Origin of the sequence: Exobacillus caeni (assembly GCF_005747095.1) — a bacterium.
Classification (GTDB): domain Bacteria; phylum Bacillota; class Bacilli; order Bacillales; family Guptibacillaceae; genus Exobacillus; species Exobacillus caeni.
The window spans coordinates 65,083-90,559 of the sequence record NZ_SWLG01000010.1; the positions used below are offsets into that span (position 1 = coordinate 65,083).

20 protein-coding genes are annotated in these 25,477 nt (G+C 41.3%); 18 read left to right on the forward strand and 2 right to left on the reverse strand.

The features are described from left to right. Positions 1 to 276: 276 nt before the first annotated feature. Positions 277 to 1,464, reverse strand: coding sequence for a PDDEXK-like family protein (locus FCL54_RS14825; protein WP_138127516.1), 1,188 nt, complete (start codon positions 1,462 to 1,464; stop codon positions 277 to 279). A gap of 1,010 nt (positions 1,465 to 2,474) precedes the next feature. Between FCL54_RS14825 and FCL54_RS14835 the strand changes: the two genes are divergently transcribed. The 8 genes from FCL54_RS14835 (at position 2,475) to FCL54_RS14860 (ending at position 8,661) form a co-directional block, all read left to right on the forward strand. Then, entirely contained in the window at positions 2,475 to 3,224 is a 750-nt protein-coding gene (locus tag FCL54_RS14835) for a hypothetical protein (protein ID WP_138127518.1), read from the forward strand. Positions 3,225 to 3,524: 300 nt separating this feature from the next. Further along, the gene (locus FCL54_RS14840; protein WP_138127519.1) at positions 3,525 to 4,973 is read left to right on the forward strand and encodes a sigma-54 interaction domain-containing protein; all 1,449 of its coding nucleotides are present in this window, start codon (positions 3,525 to 3,527) and stop codon (positions 4,971 to 4,973) included. A 133-nt stretch (positions 4,974 to 5,106) separates the two neighbouring features. After that, positions 5,107 to 5,229, forward strand: a complete 123-nt coding sequence (locus FCL54_RS24635) for a hypothetical protein (protein ID WP_281281381.1) — start codon at positions 5,107 to 5,109, stop codon at positions 5,227 to 5,229. Beyond that, the gene (locus FCL54_RS14845; RefSeq protein WP_138127520.1) at positions 5,226 to 6,668 is read left to right on the forward strand and encodes a sodium/proline symporter; all 1,443 of its coding nucleotides are present in this window, start codon (positions 5,226 to 5,228) and stop codon (positions 6,666 to 6,668) included. Before FCL54_RS24635 ends, FCL54_RS14845 begins: the two co-directional genes overlap by 4 nt. A 17-nt stretch (positions 6,669 to 6,685) precedes the next feature. Continuing rightward, positions 6,686 to 7,432, forward strand: coding sequence for an acetoacetate decarboxylase family protein (locus tag FCL54_RS14850; protein WP_138127521.1), 747 nt, complete (start codon positions 6,686 to 6,688; stop codon positions 7,430 to 7,432). A gap of 256 nt (positions 7,433 to 7,688) precedes the next feature. Then, the gene (locus tag FCL54_RS24640) at positions 7,689 to 7,811 is read left to right on the forward strand and encodes a DUF3784 domain-containing protein (protein WP_281281382.1); all 123 of its coding nucleotides are present in this window, start codon (positions 7,689 to 7,691) and stop codon (positions 7,809 to 7,811) included. A gap of 21 nt (positions 7,812 to 7,832) precedes the next feature. Then, positions 7,833 to 7,973: a hypothetical protein gene (locus FCL54_RS24440; RefSeq protein WP_246055284.1), complete on the forward strand. Its 141-nt coding sequence runs from the start codon at positions 7,833 to 7,835 to the stop codon at positions 7,971 to 7,973. A gap of 229 nt (positions 7,974 to 8,202) precedes the next feature. Next, entirely contained in the window at positions 8,203 to 8,661 is a 459-nt protein-coding gene (locus tag FCL54_RS14860) for a DinB family protein (RefSeq protein WP_138127522.1), read from the forward strand. Between the two features lie 173 nt (positions 8,662 to 8,834). Here FCL54_RS14860 and FCL54_RS14865 read toward each other — a convergent pair whose 3' ends face one another. Then, the gene (locus tag FCL54_RS14865; RefSeq protein WP_138127523.1) at positions 8,835 to 9,725 is read right to left on the reverse strand and encodes a fructose bisphosphate aldolase; all 891 of its coding nucleotides are present in this window, start codon (positions 9,723 to 9,725) and stop codon (positions 8,835 to 8,837) included. A gap of 790 nt (positions 9,726 to 10,515) precedes the next feature. Between FCL54_RS14865 and FCL54_RS14870 the strand changes: the two genes are divergently transcribed. From FCL54_RS14870 to FCL54_RS14915, 10 genes are all read left to right on the forward strand, one after another. Then, complete coding sequence (locus FCL54_RS14870) at positions 10,516 to 11,724, forward strand: hypothetical protein (protein ID WP_246055286.1); 1,209 nt, start codon at positions 10,516 to 10,518, stop codon at positions 11,722 to 11,724. A gap of 132 nt (positions 11,725 to 11,856) precedes the next feature. Further along, positions 11,857 to 13,068 carry a metal-dependent hydrolase family protein gene (locus FCL54_RS14875; protein WP_138127524.1) on the forward strand — a complete coding sequence of 404 codons (1,212 nt, stop codon included), beginning with the start codon at positions 11,857 to 11,859 and terminating at the stop codon, positions 13,066 to 13,068. Positions 13,069 to 13,352: 284 nt separating this feature from the next. Further along, positions 13,353 to 14,549 (forward strand): M20 family metallopeptidase, encoded by a 1,197-nt coding sequence (locus tag FCL54_RS14880; RefSeq protein ID WP_138127525.1) that lies wholly within the window; start codon positions 13,353 to 13,355, stop codon positions 14,547 to 14,549. Between the two features lie 174 nt (positions 14,550 to 14,723). Continuing rightward, a complete protein-coding gene (locus FCL54_RS14885) occupies positions 14,724 to 15,953 on the forward strand; it encodes a CynX/NimT family MFS transporter (protein WP_425467132.1) in 1,230 nt (409 codons plus the stop codon). A gap of 47 nt (positions 15,954 to 16,000) precedes the next feature. Beyond that, complete coding sequence (locus FCL54_RS14890) at positions 16,001 to 16,342, forward strand: antibiotic biosynthesis monooxygenase (RefSeq protein WP_138127526.1); 342 nt, start codon at positions 16,001 to 16,003, stop codon at positions 16,340 to 16,342. A 246-nt stretch (positions 16,343 to 16,588) separates the two neighbouring features. After that, positions 16,589 to 18,385, forward strand: coding sequence for a M3 family oligoendopeptidase (locus FCL54_RS14895; RefSeq protein ID WP_138127527.1), 1,797 nt, complete (start codon positions 16,589 to 16,591; stop codon positions 18,383 to 18,385). A gap of 358 nt (positions 18,386 to 18,743) precedes the next feature. After that, positions 18,744 to 21,956 (forward strand): M36 family metallopeptidase, encoded by a 3,213-nt coding sequence (locus FCL54_RS14900; protein ID WP_138127528.1) that lies wholly within the window; start codon positions 18,744 to 18,746, stop codon positions 21,954 to 21,956. A 424-nt stretch (positions 21,957 to 22,380) separates the two neighbouring features. Next, complete coding sequence (locus FCL54_RS14905; protein WP_138127529.1) at positions 22,381 to 22,710, forward strand: DUF3895 domain-containing protein; 330 nt, start codon at positions 22,381 to 22,383, stop codon at positions 22,708 to 22,710. Positions 22,711 to 22,986: 276 nt separating this feature from the next. Then, positions 22,987 to 24,273, forward strand: coding sequence for an extracellular solute-binding protein (locus tag FCL54_RS14910; RefSeq protein ID WP_138127530.1), 1,287 nt, complete (start codon positions 22,987 to 22,989; stop codon positions 24,271 to 24,273). Between the two features lie 219 nt (positions 24,274 to 24,492). Continuing rightward, complete coding sequence (locus tag FCL54_RS14915) at positions 24,493 to 25,476, forward strand: carbohydrate ABC transporter permease (RefSeq protein ID WP_210238532.1); 984 nt, start codon at positions 24,493 to 24,495, stop codon at positions 25,474 to 25,476. Position 25,477: the final 1 nt, after the last annotated feature.

Consider the following 25,477-nt stretch of genomic DNA (forward strand, 5'->3'; position numbering starts at 1 on the left):
TTTTGATGCTCATCACCGGTATCCTTAAGGTGAAAAGTGCCTGCCACCTGTCGAATTCGACAGGTGGCAGGCACTCCTTTTCAAAGAGATGACAGAAATGCTTAACACGATAAAGCAATAAGTAAGTGGATAAGATGGCAGTTGTTATTTCTTGACCAACATATTAACAGTAAGAAAAATCAGTTGGAGACAAGTCTAAATAAAGGAGTGCGTCAAGGTGAATCTATTCATAACTTGCGTGCTCCTTTTTTAAGGTATACCACAATCAATTGAATGTTAGAAATGATCCACTACCTCTTTTTCAATTGCAGCCATATCTTTGCTGATAAACTTATCAAGTTCTTTTATTACTTTATCTTTTACGGCTTCTACATCATTTTCTTCATAGTATTTCCTACTAACTAACTCCTTTGAATATATTTGATTATATTGTCCTGACAGTGTTCCTTTAGCTTTATTAAATAGTTTAGGTTTAGATTCTGCTAAGAAATGAATCTTTTCTCTTATTATCTGTTCTCCAGGGCCAATTATGGCTTTCATAAGAATTTTATCTGGGTAATTTTGTAGTTCAAATAAAAAAATTCTATTAGTGCTTGTCCATCCGCTGCCTTCTTTTTCAATTTTCATATCTATGGGTTTAGTAGTGAATCGAATATACCTTTTATTTGATTTATCTTTAATAATGAATGAGTGGTTTTCTAGGTAAGCGTGAACTTCTCTTCCTATTTCAGAAGCTGTATCGGGTTTATATTCGAATATTAAATCAAGGGCTTTTTGATGTTTGCTATAGATTTCCTTGCAAATTCTCTCCAGTTCATTTTCTCCCACAATATACCTCCTTAACACTTCAATATACTGGGTTATGAAAATTGATACCGACTGACTAATTGAATCTTTTCTTAAGGCTACTGTCTTTTCTAAAGTATTTAATATGTAGTTATAATCAATGGTTAACCAATTTTCTTCATCGCTAGGAGTATCACCATTAGGTGTTAAAAAGAGAAATACTTTGCTGTAGCTTGGGAATTCTTTGGAAACGATCTCCATGTACTTCTTCAACTGATGTTTCGATTCTTTACTCCAGATTTTATTCTCTATCACCATGACTATCTTATGTTCTTCCGAAAAAGCTAGCAAATCAATATTCCGCCATTCCCGTCGAATATAGAAGGTGTAATAATCCATCAAAGAGATATCCAGTAAGGTAATGTTAGAATTCGTTAAGTTAAATTGATTATGATAAAAAACTTCTTGCATGAATTTTTTTATGTAAGTATCACCAAGTCCATGATTCTCCTTTGGGTTCAATAACCAACTAAGAACATTGCTATGTCGAATTTCAGTATTAACTATGCCTAATGTCTCAAATACGTTAAAGTTAGCTAGCCGGGATTCTATATCATCTAGAACATCAATGTCTAAAAGGAATTTTTCAATTGCTTTTCTCTTTTCTGAATCTTGCATAACATCCCTCCTTTTTAACAAATCTTACTTTAAATTATACCTCATGACAAAAGATAAACGTGGAAATTTGGAAGGTCTTTTATGATAATAGGAGAATTCAGTACAAAGAGAAAGTAAACAGGGAGTTAGAATTTTTGAGTTGGGATGAAATAACAATAAACCAAGAACTTGTTAATACAAAACCATAAATCGACAAATATGTAAATATAAGAAAAGTGATCAACGAGGTAAACATAACGGAAAGTAGAGATTTTCAAAAAGCTTATAATGGCTTTTATAGAATACGTCAGAGGCCGAAAGAGTTTTATGAAACTTACTATTCATTTATGGAAGATAATAAAGACCGTTCACCTTCGTTTAGAGATACACTTCAACACAAACATAATGTACATGGCAGAGTCGAAGCATCGTTTTCCAGTAAGCTTGTTGCAACAATCAATCCAGATCTTCCTGTATGGGAGACGGTAGTGCTTGACAACCTGGGGTTAAAACCACCAGCCTATTATAAAAAAGATAAGAGTGAAAGAATGCGTTTCTATATATGAAAAAATTCAAAATTGGTATACAGATTTTATGAGAATGCCAGAAAGTAACTCAATGATAAAATTATTCGATCAAAAGTACCTTGATAAGGAAATTACAGATATTAAGAAAAGCGATTTAATTCTTTGGCAAATTCGATAAGCTATTATTAGACTGGAAGGGAGAAACTATATGAAAGAGATCAGGAAAGCAATAGAAGGTTACGAAAAGTAGTATAAAATTACGGAAACTGGAAGAGTAATTTCATTAAGAAGCAATAGACCTATGACCAGGTGCAAGGATGAATACGGTTTTCACATAGTAAAGTTAACTAATGAAAAGGGAGAATCCCAAAATTTTAATGTATATGCCTAGTGGGAAAAAGCTTTTCCAGATGTAGATAAGAGTAGGTTTAAAGGCGCTCTAAACAACAAGTATGGACCAGCTTGTACATTGATTTAACATTTTCATTCTTGGAGGACAACACCATGACAATCGCCAGCTACTCAATGTTCGATACATACAAAGAAAAAATAAATTCCTTAACACCTCCAACCGATGAAGCATCACTACTCACCGATCAATTCTTACTCGAAAAAGACCCAGAGAAGCACCTTGAAATATACTACGCCCCGTTTGAATACATAAACGAAAATGCAAAGGTAGTGATCGTAGGGATAACCCCGGGACTCCATCAGATGAAAAAGACATTTTCTACCGTTTGGAAATTAAAGGACGAAGCAATAGGGGATGAAAAGATTTTACAGGAAGTGAAGAAGACCTCTAGCTTTGAAGGTCCGATGAGAAAGAACCTTATTGCGATGTTAGACGAGCTGGGATTACATAAATACCTTGGGATATCATCCTCAACTGAGCTTTTTGGACAGGCGAACGATCTGATCCATACAACGTCAGTTCTTCCTTATCCTGTTTTTTACAAGGGAAAGAACTATAGTGGCTCAACTCCCAGTATCGTTAAAACAGAGCTGTTTAGAAAATATCTGACAAAGTGCTTTCCGGAAGCGATAAATAAATCAAGCAATCCTTTGATCATCCCCTTAGGAGTGAACGTAACAAAAGCACTAAACTTCCTGGCTGAGAATGAATACATTCCTGCTAATCCGATCCTGAATGGGTTTCCTCATCCATCAGGAAGTAACGGGCATCGACACAGGCAATTTGCGGTGAATAAGGAAGAGATGAAGAGGATGCTGGAGGAGTACTTTAACAATAACTAATTCGGATACACTGAAGATTTATTAGACAACGACACTAATTTTTAAAATAAAAGTATTATTCTTAGTCGGAGGTGTCTGGCACTTGAATAAAAGGACCCGTTTTTATGATTAAAAGCGGGTCCTTTTATTTATGGGGCCATGTGTTTTTGGCCCATTCGACAAGTGACAGGCACTCTGTTAAATGATTCTTTTTTACTTCTATACAGTAAAACGTACAGTAAGAAATTTATAAGATGATGTTATAATAGTTTAAAATAATCAGTTTATAAGGATGTTTTTGAGAAGGAGGGATGAGCATCAATGGACTATACTCTTAATGTTGAATCCTTTTTCAAAGAAAGAGATTACATCGAAAACATTTTCTCCTCTATGAGAGAAGGAGTTATTATCGTTAATCGGGATTTAAAGGCTTTTTATATGAATGAAGCTGCGAAAACGATGGGCTTTAAAGTGAATGCTGTGATTGGTAAAAGTATATTTGAAATCTTTCCAGACCTTAGTCGTGAAAACAGTAAGATATTAAAAGTCTTTCAAACGAAAAAACCGATTAAAGAGAGTATCCAAACTTTTGTCACCTATCGGGGTGAAAGAAAAACGACCGTGACATCTACCTACCCAATATTAAAGGGAGGAGAAGTAGTCGGTGCGTTTGAAATATTCTCTGACATTTCAGGCCTAAGGGATATGTCTGAAAAGCTTCAGGAGATTTCGAAAAAAGATTTAGTTGGAAAGAGCAAGGGTGTTATTAAAAAGCAGGAAAAGGAACCACTAGAAGGTAAAGTGATCATTGGGGAGAGTTCCTCTATCAAAAAGGTCAAGGAAATAATTAAAACAATGGCGAATAGTCCTTCTCCATTGCTGATTTATGGTGAAACAGGTACCGGCAAAGAACTTATCGTTCAAGAAATCCAGGCAAATCAAAATGGACCTTTGGTTACCCAGAACTGTGCTGCGATACCAGAGTCTTTGCTTGAGAGCATATTGTTTGGTACGAAAAAAGGAGGATTTACAGGAGCGGAAGATAAACCTGGATTATTTCAAGTTGCTAACAACGGTACCCTGTTCCTGGACGAAATTAATTCGATGCCTGTTACCTTACAAACGAAAATTTTACGAGTCTTGCAAGAAGGAAAAATTAGACGAGTTGGAGATCATAAGGAAATATCAGTGAATGTAAGATTGATTTCAGCCATGAATGTAAGGCCAGAGGAGTTAGTCAATTCAGGAGAAATGCGCCAGGACCTTTATTACAGGTTAAATGTATTGTATCTTGAAATTCCGCCTCTTAGAGAAAGGAAGGAAGATATTCCATATTTAGTTGAACATTTTATTAGTTATTTTAACAAGAGGCTTGGAAAGAATATTATGACGATTACACCGGAAACAATGGAATACTTTTTAAATCATGACTGGCCAGGAAATGTTCGTGAACTGAAAAATATGATAGAGCGAGCTGTTAACTTAACGAGTAAGGATATAATTGCTCTGAAAGATGTTCAGCCTCACTCGATTCTCAGTATGCCAAAGCAATCCCATCAATCGAGTGCAAATTCTCAAGGAAGGATATTGCTAAAAAAAGAAGTAGCACGTTTTGAAGCTAAACTAATAAAAGAAGCTTTAAGGAAGACAGACGGAAATATCTCCCGGGCGGCGCGTGAATTAGACATTCCTCAACAAACATTGGATAAAAAAATTAAAAAGTATGGACTTAAGGAGTTCATAGTTTCGCTCAAAACTACTCTAAAATGAGTAATGTTTTGAGTAGTTTTTTTAGTATACGAGTTTGAATATTTAGAAAATACCGATAGATCAACTGGGGGAAAGTTGGCATGAAACTTGCTTTATAGAATAGTGAGGGAAAAATTCTTAAGGGGGGATTAATTTGAAAGAATCAGTACCTTTTCTTGTCACGTTTTTTTACATTATTGTACCGGTCGTAAGTATCATTGCCACATTTATTTTACTAAAGTGGACTGACAAAAAGGAGGTGGAAAACAAATCATGATTATAACTTTTATTATTTATTTGATTTTAGTGTTTGTAGTAGGTCTCATGGCAGAACGTTTCATTACAAAAAGCGAAGCGGGTTATTATCTTGGAGACCGCAGCTTTGGCCCTGTTGCTACTGCAATCAGTTCAGGAGCAACTGATACGAGTGGTTGGATCTTCATCGGGGCAGCGGGATACTCTTATGTTGCTGGGATCTCAACGATGTGGATGTTGCCCGGTTTTGTGCTTGGTTATTTATTAAACTGGTTTGTAGTTGCTCCGAAATTAAGGAAGTATGGCCAGGATAATGACTGTCTAAGCTTAGCTGATTTTTTTGAAAAACGGTTTAAAGATAAGAGCCATTTACTTAAAATCACAGCGAGTATTATTATCGTAATCTTTTTTGTTGCTTACATGGCTTCTCAGTTAACTGCGGCAGGTAAAGCGCTTGATTCCATTGTAAGCTTAAACTTTAATGTTGGGCTTGTTCTATGCGCAGCATTTGTCCTGGGTTATGCAGTGTTCGGGGGCTATCGATCTGTAGTATGGACGGATGTTGTACAAGGTTTCATTATGATGGGTGTTCTCGTTATTTTCCCAATTTATATGATCGTTCAGCTCGGAGGATGGAACTCTTTCTTTTCTCAGGTCGCAAGCATTGATCCGATCCTTGTTTCTTCCGCTGGGGGATCGGCTGGTGCCGTAGGATTTGGAGCTATAGTCGGACTGGTAGCTTTTGGACTTGGAGAGCCTGGACAGCCTCATATAGTACAGCGCTTCCTTTCTGCAAAAGATGACAAGTCGATTCGCCAGGGGACAATGATTGCTATGATTTGGGTAATCATTGTTATGACAGGATCTAACTTGCTCGGATTAATTGGGAGAATTATGATTCCAAATCTGTCGGATGCTGAATATGTTTTCCCACAGTTAACCTCGGAAATTATGCCACCAGTAATTTCTGGAATTGTACTTGGAGCTATTTTTGCAGCAATCCAGTCTACCTTCTCTTCACAAGTAATGGTTGCTACACAAGCAATCGCAAGTGATATCTTTAAAAGTGTTTCTAAGAAGCAGCTTACAGATAAGCAATATCTAACAATAAGTAGAGTCACCATGCTTGCGTTGGGAGTTGTTGCAACTTTAATTGCACTAATGAATATTCAAGCGGTTTTTGCATTAGTGTTATATGCCTGGGCAGGATTAGCAGCAGCGTTTGGCCCGTTATTAATTCTAAGTTTATACACTAACATAGTTACAAAATGGGGGGCTTTCAGTGGGATGATTACAGGTGCAGCTGTTGCGATTATTTGGATAAACACTCCTTATGTTGCTTATGTCTATGAATTAATTCCCGCAACGCTTGCTTCTTTGCTCGCTATTTTAGTAGTTAGTAAATGGACATCAGTCCCAAAAGATGCTAATACAACAAATTCAATCGAACAAGTTAATTAATAGGAGGAAATTCTCACATGACAACAACAAAAGTAGCAACTGGAAACAACGTACCAATCCAATCCCCTTTATTCCCAGACCCATTCGTTCCTTATGAATGTAAAAACAACCGTACGATTACAGCAGTATGCCGTACTGATGAAACAGTTATAAAAAGATACCTTGAACATACACCATTTGAATATGTTGATAACACCTATATCGTCACGATCTCTGACTTTGGCAATTGCAATAAAGGCTCGTTCCTTGATTGTGCAATAGTCATTCCTGCGAAATATAAAGATACTGTGGGTGGACATTATTTGTTTGAATACGAAAATGAGGATTTCGCCATTGCAGCAGGAAGAGAACTTTGGGGATATCCGAAGAAATATGCAGAACTTTCAATGGAAGAAAAGGATGGGAAGGTGATTGCTTCTGCTATAAAAGCCGGAAATGAAATCATTCGGCTCGAATTCGATTTGAACAGTGAAGTTGAAACGTTACCAGAATTAAAGCTAACACCGCATCTAAACCTGCACACTGTACCAAACCCAGCTGGAAAAGGGATTTTGTATCAAAACGTTATTGCCAGGGACACGACACCTGACTTTCAGATGAAAACAACACAACAGGGGACAGTATCAGTCAAATTGGGTGGTGATAAAACGACTCCGCTGGAAGACCTGAAACCATTAGAAGTACTCGGCGGCACGTATACAGTAGGGGATTTCTATGCCACAGAAAAAAACGGCTGGGGGAAGATCATTGACCGTCTAAAATAAGTATAATAAGCAAAGCACTTCTTTTGAATGATAAAGAAGTGCTTTTTTTTATAATCGTCAGGTGCCTTTACTAATGAATTAATAACAGAAGATACTCAGGAGTCCATCAAGACACTTCCTGTTTCAAGGTTTATCCAGCTAAGGATAAGCCCTATTTTATATACACAAATTTTTAAAGTTATTATGTTTTTTATGAATTCTTTTTGATACAGGTTGGTAAATAATTGATATACAATTTAAAGGGGAGGTTTTGTTAATGGACTACGGATTGTTAACGATCGGTATAGCGCTTTTGCTTGTTTCCTTCCTGGTATCTGTGAAGAAGCAAACCTGGTTATTAGCCGGATTCAATGAAAAAAACATCAAAAATAAGTCGTAATTAGGCAAAGTTGCAGCAGGAATGTTTTTTCTGCCATTGGGAACGTTGGTCGTTATCCATAGTTTTATTGACTACTCAAATGAAGGAACGGTTCTTGTCGTTGCGATGCTGCTTTTACTGACCGTTACCTATGTGTATATTAATAGAAAATTGCTGGGCTAGTTCTATGTTCTGATTAAAATAATCCTGGAAGTACAGGATCACATGGATAAATGGACCAATTAAATACTGGATTAGTAAGATTCGGCAGCTAGTCCAGGGATAAAGACGTCATCATCTTTTTTCTATTTTTTAACACAGGGGTTGCCTGAATACTGAGCTATTTGAAATAATTGAATTAAAATGTTTTTTTGAAGTTTCACATCTAATCTAATGAAGGAGAGATGAAGCAATGAGAGAAGATCAATTATTTTCACAACTGAAGATGTGGCGCAGATGGACAGTTGAATATCTGAGGACAATCCCCGAGGATATCGCTGACAAAATCCCTCATGGGCATAATAACAGTATTCGCTGGAACACTGGTCACATCTTGGTAGGGTGGGATCATACGATGTTTCCTGCTGTAAGTATGGAGAGACAAATGCCAGAGTCCTATCACTTGATGTTTCCGAGAGGAAGTAAACCTGAGAGCTGGACAGAACAGCCTCCTTCAATGGAGGAACTGATCAGGCAGTTAGAAGAACAACCTATTCATATCGAAAAGGCTTGTACGGGACGTCTTGATGAACCCCTTGAAAAGCCATTTCTGGATATGAAAACAGTAGGAGACATGATTCTTTTTCATATGAACCATGAAAGTTTACACATGGGAACGATTAAAAGTATGAAACAAATACTTTCAACATAACTTCTTTATTGATTGATGGATGTAAGTTCGGATGGAGGATAGAGATTAAACCAGTACATTACTTTGAAAAGAGCGAATAGAGGATCTTCATGGGTAATACCTGAACAAATTTCTGTCATACCATAGAAATAAAAAAACCCCCGCTTCCAACCAGAAGCAGGGGAGGATAGGTATTATTTTTTATTTACAGAAGCATCATAAATCGATTCGATGGCATTTTTAATGGCTTGATCAAACTCTTCGGAAGATTGATCAACGCTTAAGTCTTCGGCAAGTGCCCGGGAGAAGCTTGCGATCATATCGTCGTTTTCTTTTAGTTTTTCGTTGGCTTCATCTCGGGAGTATCCGCCGGAGAGGGCGACAACCCGGACGACGCGGGGATGCTCCGCCAGTTCCTTGTATGCATTAGCCTTTGTCGGGAGTGTGAGCTTCAACATCACATTTTCATTCTCGGATAAACCATTGAGATGCTCGAAAATCTCCTCCCTCAGGATTTCTTCGCATTTTTCCTTGTCCTCGCTATGGATATTCACTTCAGGCTCGATGATTGGTACAAAATCGGAGGCTATTATTCTTTTGCCGATTTCGAATTGCTGGTCCACCACAGCCTTGATCCCTGATTCATTCGGTTCATGGATGACCGAACGCATTTTGGTGCCGAAGATATTTCTTTCTTTGGCACGGCGAAGCGTTTCATCAAGATCCGGAATCGGCTTCATCTGCTGTACGCCGTATTCTTGTTCAGCCAGTCCTTTATCCACTTTTAAAAACGGGACAATATTATGGTCAGCCAGATAATCCGCGGTATATTTTCCTTCTACTTTACTGTCCATCGTCTGTTCGAACAGGATCACTCCAAGGATATAATCTGAACTGAAAGCTGGAGACGTGATAATCCTGGTACGCATCTTATGCACCTGATCAAACATTTCTTCTTCATTTGAATAGGAATCCTCTGTAACACCATAAGCTGCCAGTGCCTTGGGTGTACTGCCTCCGCTTTGATCCAGTGCAGCGATAAACCCTTTACCATTCTTCATTCGATCCAGTTGACTCTGATTCATAAATTCCACTCCTTTTTCAATTAATACTCTGTAAATCCACCTCTATACTATTTCCCTATTTTGGTTGGAGTTAACATGACTATGAAGGAATTGCAGGACCTAATTCTATTGAAAAACGAGAAAAACGGGCCCTTGTTGTAAGTTTCGCTGCTTTGTTTAAAGGTTAGGGAGCTTGCAGGGATTTACCATAAGTTCTGCAGTTAAAGCAAAAAAAAAGACGTGTCAACAGATTCTACACGTCTTTACTGGGTTTCCCCAGTACAGGTATATTATTGGGGGTTGGTGCTTATTAGTTTAACACATAAAAGCGATGAAGTGTATAGATAAATCAAAAAAATTAAATAAAATTAATTCCTTAACATCTTCAATTGATGAAAGCATGATACTTTTGTTGATTCAGTAGTTAACGCTGATGAAAAGTTGCAAGTAGTCGGAGAGATTTCTCAAAGGGACGAACAAAGGAAAAGGAGTAAACTGGAAAGAGATCAAGGCTATGGTGTTTAATCCAGGTGTGACGGTTTGAAAAGGTTGGAGAATCATTCCATCCTTTTTTTAATTTGCCAATTTTTTAGAAAAATTTAATTTTTTTGTTAAAAATTGATTGACCCACACACATTAATGCGTTAAACTAACACAATATTTCAAGAAGTTGGAAAGGGGAAATGAAGGGCAAACTTATTTTTAAATGACATCTCTATTCTATTTAAATATAAAAGAATCAAGCAGGTGTTTGTTGTCTGAGAACGTTGCAAAAATTAGGGAAACCGAGAGATGAAAGTTTTGAGAGGAAGTGTTTAGTTTGTTAAATGAACCGGTAATCGCCACGATGATCGTCCTTGCATTGGTCACGGTTGGTGAAATAATTTCGATTAAAACCAGAGCAAGGGTACCGATGTTGTTGGTTGTGTTGTTAGGATATCTTGTTTTACTTTGGATCGGAGTATTTCCGAAGGATCTTGTCGAAAACTCTACCTTTTCGACTGTTGGGGCAGTGTTGATCGCTCCGTTAATCGTCCACATGGGTACGCTTATCCCCATGAAGATTATCAAGCAGCAGTATAAGTCTGTTATTGTCGCGTTGATTGGGATTATAATTGCTGCTGGAACAGTATTGTTAGTTGTTTCACCAATCTTTGGATATCAAACAGCTGCTGCGGGGACAGGCCCGCTGACAGGCGGAATCATCGCCTTTGTTGTAACATCTGAAAAGTTAAAGGCTATTGGTCTGGCGGCCCTGGTCACAATTCCCGTACTTATTCTTGCTCTTCAAACGTTAGTCGGTCTGCCGTTGACTTCATACTTCCTGCGCAAATATGCGTTTAAGGTAAAAGCCGCAAGAGGAAACAGCTTTGTTGCTGCAGCGAGTGAAGCTGCCGTACAGCAGGAGCCAGTTGTTGAGGAAGAAAAAACGGAAGAAGCATCAGGAAGGAAAAGCTGGATACCAGATCGATATGCGACTCCTTCTATTCTGCTTTTTCAATTGTTTCTTGGAGGATCGATCGCTGTTGCCGCTGGAAACCTGACAGGGGTCCACTACAGTATCTGGGCGCTTGTGATCGGTTTGATCGGAACAATGACCGGCTTCTACCGGGACAAGATGATGGAACGGGCGAATTCCTTTGGTGTAGGGATGGTCGGGGTAATCTTCGTTATCATTCCTTCTATGAATCAAGTAACATTCAGCTTGTTTTTACAAAACCTCCCCGCAGTGTTCACGATTTTACTGATCGGGGCTGCAGGCATCATTCTCGGCGGATTCGTTGGGGCAAAGTTAGTGAAATGGGACATTTATAAAGGGATTCCAGTTGCGTTAACAGCAATGTACGGATTCCCTGGTGACTATCTTGTTTGCGAGGAAGTAGCCCGAAGTGTCGGCGAAACAAAAGAAGAACAAGACTATATTTTTAACGAGATCTTGTCCCCGATGCTTGTCGGAGGGTTTACAACCGTAACGATCGCCTCTATTTTCATCGCAAGCATCCTGATGGGGACACTTTAAACAATCGCTTTATGCCATCGCTTATCCTTTGCTTTCCCTTACGCTGAAAGGTGTGGGGAGAGCAAATGATACATAAGAATCACAGCTGCTGATTACAAATCGGCAAATTCTATTAACGACACGGAGGAAACTATGAAAACAAAAATAACAAACGTTCAGCTATTTGACGGAACGGGATCTGATTTAACCAAAACTACTATTCTATTTGATGAAAAGACGATCATCGGTATTGGAGATAAAGTGAAGGAGGAAGAAGCAGACCTGGTGATCGATGGAGACGGCTTAACCTGTGTGCCTGGCCTGATGGATTGCCACGTCCACTTAACGATGAACGGAAGTGCTGATCCGTTTGGAGAAAGCCTTGGAAAGACAGAAGCGGATGATGCTTACAAAGCATACCGGAACGCGCAAAATCAAATCGAGAGCGGCGTCGTCACAGTCCGCAATGTCGGCTCAAAGGCCAACGTCGATATCGCGCTTCGTAAAGCGATCGAAAGTGGTGTCGTAAAGGGACCGAGGATTCTCGCTTCCGGTGAACCTATTGTCATGACAGGCGGCCATGGCCATACGATGGCGATCGAAGCAGACGGCGTTGATGAAGTCCGGAAAGCTGCTCGTACCCAGCTAAAAAAAGGGGCCGACCTCTTAAAGCTGATGGCAACTGGAGGAGTCATGACTCCTGGAGTGGACCCGAATTCTCCGCAGCTTGGTGAAGATGAGCTGAGTTGCGCTTGTACAGAGGCGTCCAATGCAGGGAAAACAACAGCTGCACACGCACAGGGCGTGGAAGGGATCAAGAATGCGATCCGTGCAGGCATCACAACGGTAGAACATGGCATTTACCTGGACGAGGAAGCGATCGATATGATGCTTGAACGAGGTACTTACCTTGTACCGACACTGGCAGCACCTTTTAATATCGTTGAACGAGGACTGGATGAGGGAATTCCTGAACATGCCGTTCAAAAAGCAGAGCGGGTAATGGGAGATCACGTGAAGAGTTTTTATAAGGCTTACGAGAGAGGCGTGAAAATTGCCGCCGGAACCGATGCGGGAACACCTTTTAACAGGCACGGTGATTTTGTGACAGAGCTCGAGCTAATGGTGAAGAACGGGATGAAGCATGAAGATGTTCTTCAATCGGCGACTAAGGTTGCAGCTGAAGCGATGAAAATCGATTCCAAAACAGGAACGGTTGAAGAAGGGAAACTTGCCGACCTGCTACTCGTCGAAGGCAATCCGCTTGAGGATATTTCAGCTTTGCGCAAGGTCGTTAAAGTCTTTAAAGAAGGCGAATGTTATGTTTCGAAGGACGTAAAAGAACAGTCAGTAGTAAGCAAGTAATCTGGTTTTCCGTCGTTAGAGGACATCTGTTCCGCTAATGTGTGAAATAATGCTTGATTTCAATTTTTATAGGACATATAATCCTTTATTTAAGATTTTCAATGCTGTTTCACTCTGTTTTTGATCAAATAGCGGAAGAGATGTCCTAAAATACTGGAAAAATAGCTGCTTTTAAGCAAATAGCGGAACAGATGTCCTATAATTTCGCAGCATAACAAAAAACCGACAAAGTAATTCACTAGATTGATATTTAAACAAATAATCAATAGGATGGTGTTAATAATATGGAACATTTATACGAACAGCTTGATCAACTAAACGATGAAATGGTAGAGGTTTACCGCCATCTCCATATGAATCCTGAACTTTCGTTTGAGGAAGTCGAGACTCCAAAATATATCGCGAACTACCATGAGCAGTTAGGGCACGAAGTTCGGACAGAAGTCGGAGGACGCGGTGTTGTAGCAAAACTGAAAGGAGCAAAGCCCGGTCCGACGATCGCGCTCCGTGCTGACTTCGATGCACTGCCGATCCAGGAAGAAACGGACCTTCCCCACAAGTCGAAAGTGGATGGAACCATGCATGCATGCGGCCATGACGGGCATACTGCGGAACTGCTGATCCTGGCGAAAGCCCTTAACCGCATGCAGGACGAGCTTGCCGGAACGATCGTATTTATCCATCAACATGCGGAAGAATACCAGCCTGGGGGTGCGATCGCGATGATCGAAGACGGCTGCCTTGAGGGAGTAGATGTTATTTTTGGTACTCATTTATGGGCTAATTCGCATGTTGGGGAAGTGGGATTCCGTTCAGGTCCGATCATGGCAGCAGCAGACCGGTTCCATATTAAGATCCAGGGTAAAGGCGGCCATGGTGCTCAGCCTCACTTAACGAAAGACGCTGTCGTGATCGCTTCCCAGGTTGTGACAAACCTGCAGCAAATCGTAGCTCGACGTGTTGATCCGCTGGAATCAGCCGTTGTTTCCGTTGGGAACTTCGTTGCGAAAAATGCGTTCAACGTAATCGCTGACACTGTAGAGCTAACAGGAACTGCGAGAACGTTTAAAGATGAAGTGCGTGATCTAGTGGAAGAGGAAATCGGTCGTGTCGTAAAAGGAGCATGTCTCTCTGCAGACGCTGACTATAAGTTTGAGTTTGTACGCGGGTATCCGGCGGTTGTAAACCATCCTGAAGAAACAACATTCGTAGCCGAGCTTGCTGAATCTGTTCCTGGCGTTACAAACGTCTATGAAGCAGCTCCGGAAATGGGAGGCGAAGATTTCGCGTATTACCTGCAGCATGTAAAAGGTACGTTCTTCTTCACTGGCGCAGCAGAACCGGACTGGGAGGAAACCTATCCTCATCACCATCCTAAATTTAAGATCAGTGAAAAGTCGATGCTGGTCGCTGCAAAAACACTTGGAAAAGCCGTGATCGAATACGCGAAGCAACACAATGAGGTTCCTGTAGAACAATAAAGAAATAGTTTGGATTGAAAAAAACGGCTGGGAGCAAAACTCCCGGCCGGTTTTAACTTGTTCTTTTTGTATGCTATTTTAACCTTTATAATAGTTATAATATTGTTTTTTTTCGTAATGAAGATAGATGTTCGAAATACTTCTAAGAGGTGTAGGAAATTGAAATTCCCTTTTATGATTCGATCTGTAAGAACAAGAAATATGATATTGATGGCCGGCATTATTTTCGTAGCTTTTAACCTGCGTCCAGCCATTACATCAGTAGGGCCGCTCATCGGTTTGATCCGGGATGAAACAGGGATTTCTAATAGCACCGCAGGGCTGTTGACTACCCTCCCGCTCGTTGCCTTCGCACTTATGTCTGCTTTCGTTCCCAGGATTGCTCAAAGGCTTGGAAGTGAGTGGAGTATCCTCCTGGGGTTATGTTTACTGGGAACTGGAATTGTTGCTCGTTCAGCAGGAATGCTTCCCCCATTGTTCATGGGAACGGTTTTGATCGGGTTAGGCGTTGGACTGTGCAATGTACTTCTTCCGGGGATGGTTAAGGAAAAGTTCCCTAATAAAGTTGGACTGATGACAGGACTCTATACTTTCTCAATGGGAATCTGGGCAGGATTTGCTCCTGGATTTAGTGTGCCGCTCGCTGAAAACATGGGATTAGGATGGAGGCTGTCACTTGGTGTATGGGTTATCATGATCGTGGTTGCCATAGTCGTTTGGATACCTCAGTTAAGAGTTCGTAACAAAAAGTCAGAAAGTCCACCTGTATCTGCTCCAGGTGTGTCTGTTTGGAACTCTCCCATCGCGTGGCAGGTAACGTTGTTCATGGGCTTGCAATCGATGGTGTATTTCAGTGCGACGACGTGGCTTCCGGAAATTCTTCACAGCCAGGGAAGGGATATTGCGGATGCTGGCTGGATGGTGACAGTTCTCCAGTTCTCAGGCCTACCGGCTAATTTTATTATTCCCTTACTTGCAGACCGTTTGTCCAATCAAAAGTGGATCGCTTTCGGTATTGGCGCCTTTTGTTTTTCCGGCCTTTTGGGATTGCTGGCAGGTTCAAGTATGGTGATCGCTAACATAAGTATTATCCTACTGGGGATTGGTCTCGGTGCAGCGATCAGCCATTCTCTCACACTTATCAGTTTGCGTGCTAGAAATGCCAGACAAGCAGCAAGCCTGTCAGGAATGGCTCAATGTGTAGGCTATCTCCTTGCCGCTGTGGGACCAATTCTGATCGGATCTCTGTACGATCTGTTTCATTCATGGACAATTCCCCTGCTATTCTTAATGGTGATCACTTTTATATTTACTGTTTCCGGAATGGGGGCAGGACGTGACCGTTTTGTCCTGGAAGAAAAACGCGATTACCAGAAGAGAAATGCAACTTCAACGATTGCTTAAGTTAATTTTGCACAAGAATTTTTCACAGATTATATAGGAGGGATTCTATGATTGCGCGTGTTTGGAAAGGGTGGACGAGCCGGGACAATGCAAATGCATATGAAACATTGTTACGAGAGGAAATTTTCCCGGGTTTCACGAAGATTGATGGGTATTGTGGCAGTACCATTTACCGAGGAGAAGAACATCAGGAAGAAATTGAGTTTATGATAACGAGTTTTTTCAATTCACTTGATGCAATTAAAGCATTTGCTGGTCAAGACGACTATGACATAGCTGTCATTGAGCCAGAAGCAGAAGCGTTACTTAGTCGAGGTGACTCTCATGCGAAACATTATGAATTAAGGGAGGCTTTTCAGCTAGAAGCCTTTGAAGAAAAAAATCGATAACACGACTTTACTAACAGCTTTTATAGAAGGTTTGCGATAGTTTAAGACCATCAGCTGGTATCAATGGATGCCAGCGTTTTTCTTTTGCCGATCGACTATACCTGGATCTTTTAAGGAATTTGAAATTTTATGGTAAAATTAGAAAAGAATGAAAATTTTGCTCTCTCATTAATTAGCGGGTTAATCAAACTAAGAAGTTTTGAACTAATTCGGATCGAGTTATAACATAAAAGGGGGAACACGAACTTGCCAGATACTACATATGACCAAAAGTGGGATTTAGACGTTATTTTTGAAGGTGGAAGTGAATCAGATGCTTTCCATCAGTACTTACAAGAGGCACAGGAAAAACTACAAAACCTTTCCCATTTAGTTAATGAATACACCATACCAACAGAGGTTTCACAGGCAAAGGATTTAAGAAAGGTTATCGATCATGTTGAAGGTGTAGAGCTGAGGCTACGGGAAAGTTTTGCTTTTGTAGGTTGTTTAAGTGCCCAGGATGTCACTGATAAAAAAGCACTTCAACATCGTGCAAAGATTAGCGAGATGGCTGCTGGATTTTCCACTGTTATGACCACACTAGAACAGAAGTTAAATAAAATTGATGACAGCCTTTGGAAAGAGTTATTAGCGCAACCTGAGTTAAAGGAACTCTCATTTGTGTTGAATGAAAAAAGAGAAAAGGCAAAGGAAAAGCTTTCCCTTGAACAGGAGTCTCTAATCAATGACTTAAGTGTTGATGGATACCAGGGATGGGACAGTATGTACAGTACGATCGTCGGAAAAATGAAGATCACAATGGAAGAAAACGGAGAAACGAAAGAACTATCCGTTGGGCAAGCCTCAAATAAAATGGGTTCTTCTGATCGCTCTGTACGAAAGGAAATGTTCCATAAACTTCAAGATGCCTGGGAAGAAAACGAAGATTTATTTGGAGAAACACTCAATCATTTAGCTGGTTTCCGTGTTCAAACGTACAAGCACCGTGGCTGGGATAACGTGCTTAAAGAGCCGATGGATATCAATCGTATGAGCGAAAAGACGTTAAACGCGATGTGGAATGCCATCAACAAATATAAGGACCACTTTGTGGAATATTTAAATCGAAAAGCAACACTTTTAGGGCTAGAACGATTAAGTTGGTACGATGTCGGTGCACCGATCGTAAGTAGTGACCAATCTGTTTCCTATGATGAAGGTGCTGAGTTTATTGTTGAGCAGTTTGAAAAGTTTGGGCCGAAAATGGCTTCATTCGCTAAGATGGCTTTCGAAAACAGTTGGATCGAGGCAGAAGATCGAAGTGGAAAACGTCCGGGAGGATTCTGTACCAGCTTCCCGGATAGTAAACAGACCCGTATTTTCATGACGTATTCTGGTACAGCCTCCAATGTATCGACTTTAGCTCATGAATTAGGCCACGCTTTCCACCAGCATGTGATGGATGATGTTCATTCGATGAACCAGGGCTATGCGATGAACGTAGCAGAAACAGCGTCAACTTTTGCAGAAATGATCGTAGCTGACGCAGCTGTTAAACATGCGAGTAATGAAGAAGAGCGTTTATCATTACTTGAGGATAAAATTCAGCGGAGTGTTGCGTTCTTTATGAATATTCATTCCCGTTTCTTATTCGAGAAGCGTTTCTATGAGGAACGGAAACAGGGTCTCGTCCCCGTCGATCGTTTAAATACGATAATGGTAGAAGCACAAAAGGAAGCCTTCCTAGATTCATTGGACGAATATGAGCCCCACTTCTGGGCTTCAAAACTTCATTTCCATAAAGTGGGTGTCCCTTTCTATAACTTCCCGTACACATTCGGCTATCTATTCAGCCAGGGGATCTATGCGAAGGCTCTTGAAGAAGGTAGTGACGTTGAAGAGAACTATATTGCCCTTCTACAGGATACAGGCCGTATGAAAGTAGAAGATTTAGCGAAGAAACATTTAGACATCGACCTGGAACAACCGGACTTCTGGGAAAGTGCAGTGAAATTATGCGTGAAAGATGTGGATGAGTTCTTACAGATGACGGCAGAGTAATAAGAGAAATAAGTTCTGAAAAGACCGCAAATTCAAAGTATTGTATAACACTTTGAATTTGCGGTCTTTTTTAGTATGCAGAAAACTTTCAGAAAAAATGTTGCCAGGCTTTACACTGCCACTCTGTCTTCCCGAGAAAAGTAGTTTGGCCGTCTCTTATTATCATACTTGTCTAACCATGCGATTCTCTTTTGGTCCCGGGTTATAAAATCAGTACTACTGCTCCTACTACTTTAGTTATACACCTTGTTAGTTCCTCTGCCGGTAGATTTACATCTTTTGCGTAATAGTTATCTGGCATTGTCTTCGAGATAATTAAAGTACGAATAATGAAAAAATTACTATAGGAGGATTTTGTATGGGGAAAATGTTTCGCACTTTTTCTGCCTTAACGCTTACGATTCCTTTGCTTTTTGCCGGGTCGCCAGCGGAAGCACTTATCGGATCAAACCACACTTCGCATTCGACAGACCAGGTAAACGATGATTCACGTTCTTTTGATGTTAGAAATGTATTGAACAGGGTGCTGCCGACCGAAGATCAGTTGAAAGCGGCGAGATCGTTTATCGACTCAGCAGGTTCTGGAACAAAAGTGGACTGGAATCCGCTCTTTGGAACACCATCAACCATAATAAAAGAAAAGGGTTATCTGACTGCTCCTTCCGATCTTGATGCTGAAACGATAGCACGTAACTGGTTGAAAAATAACGCAGGCATGTTTGGTCTCTCCAGTACAGAGATTGATAGTCTTGCAGTTATTCGTTCCTATGAAATGCCGGGAACCGGGCTAAATCCGGTGACATTCCAGCAAACGTTCGACGGGATAGGATCGGTTTACGGCGGCCGTGTGATTGTAGCGGTTAATAAGGACGGACAGATTCTTTCTGTGACTGGAAACATGAGCCGTTCGAAGACATTGACGGGAGAGTTTCAATTAACCTCAGCGGATGCCTTAAACCAGGCTATCAAGTTAGAGGCTAAAACACTGGAGTTTAATCCCACTTTGACCGGAACTGAAAAAGGCTGGGACGTCTTCGATGGAGGAGGTGTACTCCCGACAAAACAACGTGTGAAAAAGGCGGCATTTATCACAGAAGACGGAGTAAGGCCGGCATTCCGTGTCCTTTTTATCGAAGAACTTGATAAAGGTTACGAGATTGTTATCGATGCTGAAAGCGGTGAACAACTTTACAAACGTTCGTTGGTAGATCATCTGCTCGATCCGGAAGGGTTAGTTTTTGAAAACTATCCTGGGGCAGCTAAGGGAGGAACACAGGTCGTTAAATCATTTAAAGGTGACCCGAAGGCATCGCCAAACGGCTGGCTGATCCCTGGTACAAATCTTGGTGTAACGACCTTTGGCAATAACGCTAACAGTTATGCAAACTGGAGTAACTTTCTGGTACCGGCAGATGAAGCTGTTCGGCCGGTTGCTCCTTTAGGCGAGTTTAGCTTTACTTTTAAAAATTCATGGCAGGAAACAGAGGGGCAGACAGTTCCACCTTCTTATGCGGATGACGTGAACAGTGCAGCTACGAGTCTCTTTTATCATCACAACCTGTTCCATGATTATTACTATAATCTTGGCTGGGTGGAAGCAGCAGGTAACCTGCAGCTGTCGAACTTCGGAAAAGGAGGCGTGGATGGGGACGCTGTTTTAGGACTTGTCCAAGCTGGTGCTGTTTCAGGTGGAGACCCAACTTACACCGGACGTGACAATGCCTACATGCTGACGCTTCCTGATGGGATTCCTGCCTGGAGCGGAATGTTTTTATGGGAACCGATTGCTGGAGCTTTTAATGGTGAATACGCAGACGGGGATTTTGATGCCGGGGTTATCTATCATGAGTATACGCATGCTTTGTCTAACCGAATGGTCGCTGGTGGGGAAGCGCTGGGAAGCCATCAGGCCGGATCGATGGGTGAAGGCTGGGGAGACTGGTACGGAATGCACTATCTTATGAAGAAAGGCCTTCAGGATAAACCGGTCGTAGGTGCATATGTAACCGGAAATGACGAACGTGGAATCAGGAGCTATTCACTGGATGAAGCCCCTTATAACTATGGTGATATCGGTTATGACATTGTGGGGCCTGAAGTCCATGCTGATGGGGACATATGGGCAGCAATCTTATGGCATATGAGAGATTCTCTGATCTCAGAATTTGGCAAGACGGAAGGTGAATCTGTTTCTGAGCAGCTCGTGATCGATGCGATGCCGATTTCAGTGCCGGATCCTTCTATGGAGGATATGAGAACCGCTATTATCGCGGCAGACTTCGAACGATATGGTGGAAAACATTATGAAACACTATGGTCTGCTTTTGCACAACGTGGTTTAGGAGCAGATGCATACTCGAACGGAGGGGATGATACGGAACCGATCCCTGCTTTCAACCATCCTGATGGACAGCTGAACGGACAAATCGTTGGAAAGGTTGTGAACGCTTCGACCAATAAGCCGATTGCGGATGCACGGATCATCGTCGGCGAATTTGAAGCAAGAACAAGCCCTGTTGCCGTAACAGGTGAAAAAGGGAAATTTGGAACGTACATGGTAGAAGGAACCTACGATATTACCATTCAGGCAAAAGGATTCGGATCCAGAACGCTCCGTGATATTTCGATCAAGGCAGGAGAGAAGAACAAGTTAACCTTTAAGCTTGAGCCAAACCTGGCATCTTCCTTCAACGGCGCTTCGATAGCTAACGTATCCGGGACTTCTGACAGCAATCCTGTAAAGTTTGCGATCGACGATACCGAAGCAAGCGTTTATGCCTCTGACACCCAGGAAAATGGATTCAAGGGTGCAGAATTCGTGGTGGATCTGGCTGGAGACAAGCCGGTTGAAATCTCCCATATCCAATTGAGTGCCTTCAACGACGTTTCCAAATCACGTTTTGCGACGCTTAAAGATTACAGCATTCAGGTTTCTACAAACGGCGATAACTGGATTACGGTGAAACGGGATGCGTTCGATGCACAGAAACCAAGGCCAACAGTCGCAGACTTACATTATCAGGGAATCGATCTAGAAAATCCTGTAGAAGCAAAATACCTTAAAGTAATCGCGCACAGTGCACAGGATAACAGTAAAGGATACGTTCAAATAGCGGAAGTTCAAGCCTTTTCTTCCGATAGAACCAGAATTGAGCCGCTGACGCTAGAACCTGAAGAGCCGTTCGTTGCTGGAGGCACTGTTCAGGTAGGAAATGCCGGAACAGGCATCGGCAGCCTTGCAGGGGTCCCGGCTACGCTTGCGGTTACCGAAAATGAGTTCGTGACAACACAAAATCCTGAACCAACTTCCCAGGGAGTGGATGGTTATGTTATTACCCTTCCAGAACAGTACGCGGACGGCATTCACAACTTTACCCTGGATGGATCAGGAGACAGCGAATACGACTATGACATTTACTTCTACAATAAAAACTTTGAGGCGATCGGGGGAGTTGCGACCGCTGGTGCCAATGAATCAGGAGTAATTCCAGGAGGAACAAAATATGTCTATGTAGGGCTTTACTCAGGCGCAAATGTTCCATTTACCTTTACTGCTGTAAGTCCTTATTAAGAGCCGGTTCTCTCTATAATTAACGGGATTTCAAACGCTGTTTCACTCGACAGGATAAGCAGAGTGGTCTGAACGCAAGACAGGCATTGGACTAAATTTGAAAGAAGATAGGCTAAAGTAAGACTTTCTTCTTTTTCTGGTTTCATCCTGCCAGTCACTTGTCGAATTCGATAAGTGACTGGCATTTTTTTCTTCCGTATAAAGTAGTAGAAAAACTCTTTATATCCACTGAGGTTATGCTTGTACTTTAATCGAAAAAAGAGTGAAAGACTCAGAACGAAGGAGCAATATCTTTAAGCTACAGGTTATCATCTACTTAATGATCAAAAACGAGATAACCACGTCAGCTATTAAAATAAAGCGGAATGTGATATGGTCGTTATTAAGAGAATTGTATGGAAGGTAGTTTTATAGGAGGGTTTACATGCTATCGTATAAAGAAAAGGAACTGGTGAAAGATTACTTGCAGCGACATAATTCTTTCAAACTTAAAGAACTATGTAACTATTTAATCGATAATGGTTCTAGTAAAGAAACTTACTCAAGTGGAAAACTTAAAATTTACCCTTATGCGGCGATCTACATAAAGTCCTTTATACCGGATATAGCGATCAGAGAACTAGAGAATGAAGATCTTTTTTACGAAATAAAAGGGGAATTACCTGTTGAAACGGAAGATGTGGAAAACGAAAAAAGCAATGAGCCTGATGAAGATGAAGTTGCGGATGAAAGTGGTCAACTTAGTTTGTTTTGATTAAAGAGGAGACGAATAGGAAAAGTATACGTTCATAACTACATGTTTTTTCCAGTGAAATGATAATGAACAGTATTAGAACCTCATTTGATAAATTTCAACATCAAAGGTGTCGTATATCTCTACCAAAGAGATTTACGACACCTTTTTTATGTTGTATCTTTTCTCCCGCAAAACAACACCAAAATAAAAGACACCTTTTCTCAAATGTAAGCGGTTTTATATAAAAGCGTTTTCATAGAAAATGAAATCAATCAATAGGAAGGGGTTAATGCAATGAAATTATTAAACAAGTTGATTGCAGGCGTGGGAATATCGACCTTGCTTTTTGCTACAGGCTGTACCGGCGGTTCGTCTGAAACGAGTTCCGGCAGTGACGGGGGAAGTAAAGATAAAGTAGTGCTCGATTACTGGCACACGTACAGTGATCAAGAAGAGATTATTTTGAATGAAAAGATCAAGCCTCTATTTGAAAAAGAGCATCCAAACATTGAGTTAAAGTTAACACGTATGCCTTATGAAGGGTTAAAACAGCAAGTGGTAGCAGGTGTATCTGGCGGAGAAGCACCTGACCTTATGCGCATGGATATCGTCTGGGTATCTGAGTTTGCAAAAATGGGAGCGCTTCAGGATCTAAGCGGATTCGAAGGGTTTGATGAAGTGAAAAACAGCGTGTTCGAGTCTCCGATGGCGACTAACCTTTATGAAGGAAAGTACTATGGAGTTCCTGTAAATACCAATACAAAGATCGCGATCTACAACAAAGAGCTGCTTGAGAAAGCGGGTTATTCTGAAGCACCTGAAACAATGGAACAATTGGTCGATGCTTCTGAAAAGGCTGTGAAAGCTGGAGCAAAAGGCGGAATCGCAATCGGCGGAAGCTTCTCCTGGGCATTCCTTCCTTATTTCTGGAGTCTGGGCGGAACGATGACCAATGAAGATTATACGAAATTCGATGGATACCTTAACAGTCCTGAAAGTATTGCGGCAGTAGAAGAAATTGCAAAATGGCAAAAAGATGGTCTTGTTGCACCTACGGTTCTTGGCGGTGAACCTGGAACATGGGACGGCATGAAGAACAATGAGTACTTGATGATCGATGACGGGCCATGGTTCTACAGTATTTTAGGAAATGAAGAAGGCAGTAAATTTAAGCCTGAAGAAGCGACTGTCAGCGGATTGATCCCTGCAGGACCAGGCGGAAGCAGTTCAGTGATCGGTGGGGAAAACCTTGTAACGTTCGCAGGTTCCGAGCATCCAGAAGAAGCTTGGACTTTCGCAAAATGGATGCTAACGGATGAGCCACAACGTTTGATGGCTGAAGCAGGATTGATCCCGACGAACAAAGAAACAGCTAACGATCCGGAAGTGATCCAAAATCCTATCGTTCAAAAATATGTAAAACAGCTTGAAACAGCTTTGCCTCGTACTCCTGTCCCTCAGTGGTCTGAAATTGAAGCCGTTATTAACTTGAACTTTGAGAAAGTAATGCGCGGTGAAATGGATGCCAAGAAGGCTTTAGACGATGCAGCCAAGAAAGCAGATTCTTTGCTTCAACAGTAGTAACTGACAAGAGAAGATACTCGCCAGGCGCCTTGCCGGTGCAGTATCTTCTTTTATTAAGACTCTTTTCGAAAACTTTGTTGCAAAAGAAAAGGGTGGAACTAAGTTTTTTCTCAAAAGAACAGCGTTACAGCTGATCGAGTGGTTTTTAACAAGTGAACGCTATGAACAATAATCTTTCCGAAAAGAGTCTGTATCTTAAGTAAGGGGGGAGCCGGGGTGCTACCTAAAGTAAAAAACGAGAGTGATCATAATCAACAGCCTGTCATGACTCCAAAACAGAAAGAGCCAAAAAAGCCGAAACCTTCAAAATTTATGAAGGGATTGAAGCAATGGATGCAAGTGTTTCCGTTCCTGTTTTTAGGGTTAACAGGTGCGAGTGTCTTTGTCATTTATCCTCTTATCAAAGGGATCGTCATGAGTTTTCAGGACTATAACATCATGCCGGGTGCAGAAAGCCCGTTTGTTGGATTGGAAAACTACGCTAAGGCGTTTTCAGATCCGGCATTCCGATATGCAGTAAGAAATACATTTTTGAATACAGTCGTCACGGTACCGATCAACTGGTTCCTGGGACTATTCTTTGCTGTATTGATCAATATACAGTTCGTTAAATACAAAATTACGTTCCGGACACTCTACTATCTTCCTATTATTACATCATGGATCGTTGTTGCCTTTCTATTCCGTTACCTGTTTGCGGACGGGGACAACGGTTTGATCAACTACCTTCTTGTACAAGTTGGAATCATAGAGGAACCGATCAGCTGGCTGCAAAACCAGTGGACTGCGATGATTGTTATCTGGCTTTTCCATATATGGAAGACGGTAGGATGGACAGTTGTTATTTATCTCGCAGCACTTCAGGGTATTCCGAAGGAGCTATATGAAGCAGCATCAATTGACGGAGCAAACGGACTGAAGGCATTTCGATTCGTTACGATTCCGATGCTCGGGCCTATAACTGCCTTTGTCATCATCAACCTGGTGATGGGTGCGTTCAATATCTTCCCGCAGGTGTACTTTATCACGAATGGCGGGCCGATGGGGCAAACAGAAGTGCTGCAGAGCATGATTTATAAGCAGGCTTTCAACAACTTTAACTTTGGCTATTCCTCTGCTCTCGGGGTAATGATGGGATTGACAATTTTCCTTATTACATTGACACAACAGAAAAAACTTGGAAAACAGCGGTTCATGTAAC

Bases quoted from the DNA above. Each gene is read 5' to 3' on its own strand.
- FCL54_RS14825 (WP_138127516.1), bottom strand. From the start codon at position 1,464: ATGCAAGATTCAGAAAAGAGAAAAGCAATTGAAAAATTCCTTTTAGAC.
- FCL54_RS14835 (WP_138127518.1), top strand. From the start codon at position 2,475: ATGACAATCGCCAGCTACTCAATGTTCGATACATACAAAGAAAAAATA.
- FCL54_RS14840 (WP_138127519.1), top strand. From the start codon at position 3,525: ATGGACTATACTCTTAATGTTGAATCCTTTTTCAAAGAAAGAGATTAC.
- FCL54_RS14845 (WP_138127520.1), top strand. From the start codon at position 5,226: ATGATTATAACTTTTATTATTTATTTGATTTTAGTGTTTGTAGTAGGT.
- FCL54_RS14850 (WP_138127521.1), top strand. From the start codon at position 6,686: ATGACAACAACAAAAGTAGCAACTGGAAACAACGTACCAATCCAATCC.
- FCL54_RS24640 (WP_281281382.1), top strand. From the start codon at position 7,689: ATGGACTACGGATTGTTAACGATCGGTATAGCGCTTTTGCTTGTTTCC.
- FCL54_RS24440 (WP_246055284.1), top strand. From the start codon at position 7,833: ATGTTTTTTCTGCCATTGGGAACGTTGGTCGTTATCCATAGTTTTATT.
- FCL54_RS14860 (WP_138127522.1), top strand. From the start codon at position 8,203: ATGAGAGAAGATCAATTATTTTCACAACTGAAGATGTGGCGCAGATGG.
- FCL54_RS14865 (WP_138127523.1), bottom strand. From the start codon at position 9,725: ATGAATCAGAGTCAACTGGATCGAATGAAGAATGGTAAAGGGTTTATC.
- FCL54_RS14875 (WP_138127524.1), top strand. From the start codon at position 11,857: ATGAAAACAAAAATAACAAACGTTCAGCTATTTGACGGAACGGGATCT.
- FCL54_RS14880 (WP_138127525.1), top strand. From the start codon at position 13,353: ATGGAACATTTATACGAACAGCTTGATCAACTAAACGATGAAATGGTA.
- FCL54_RS14885 (WP_425467132.1), top strand. From the start codon at position 14,724: ATGATTCGATCTGTAAGAACAAGAAATATGATATTGATGGCCGGCATT.
- FCL54_RS14890 (WP_138127526.1), top strand. From the start codon at position 16,001: ATGATTGCGCGTGTTTGGAAAGGGTGGACGAGCCGGGACAATGCAAAT.
- FCL54_RS14900 (WP_138127528.1), top strand. From the start codon at position 18,744: ATGGGGAAAATGTTTCGCACTTTTTCTGCCTTAACGCTTACGATTCCT.
- FCL54_RS14905 (WP_138127529.1), top strand. From the start codon at position 22,381: ATGCTATCGTATAAAGAAAAGGAACTGGTGAAAGATTACTTGCAGCGA.
- FCL54_RS14910 (WP_138127530.1), top strand. From the start codon at position 22,987: ATGAAATTATTAAACAAGTTGATTGCAGGCGTGGGAATATCGACCTTG.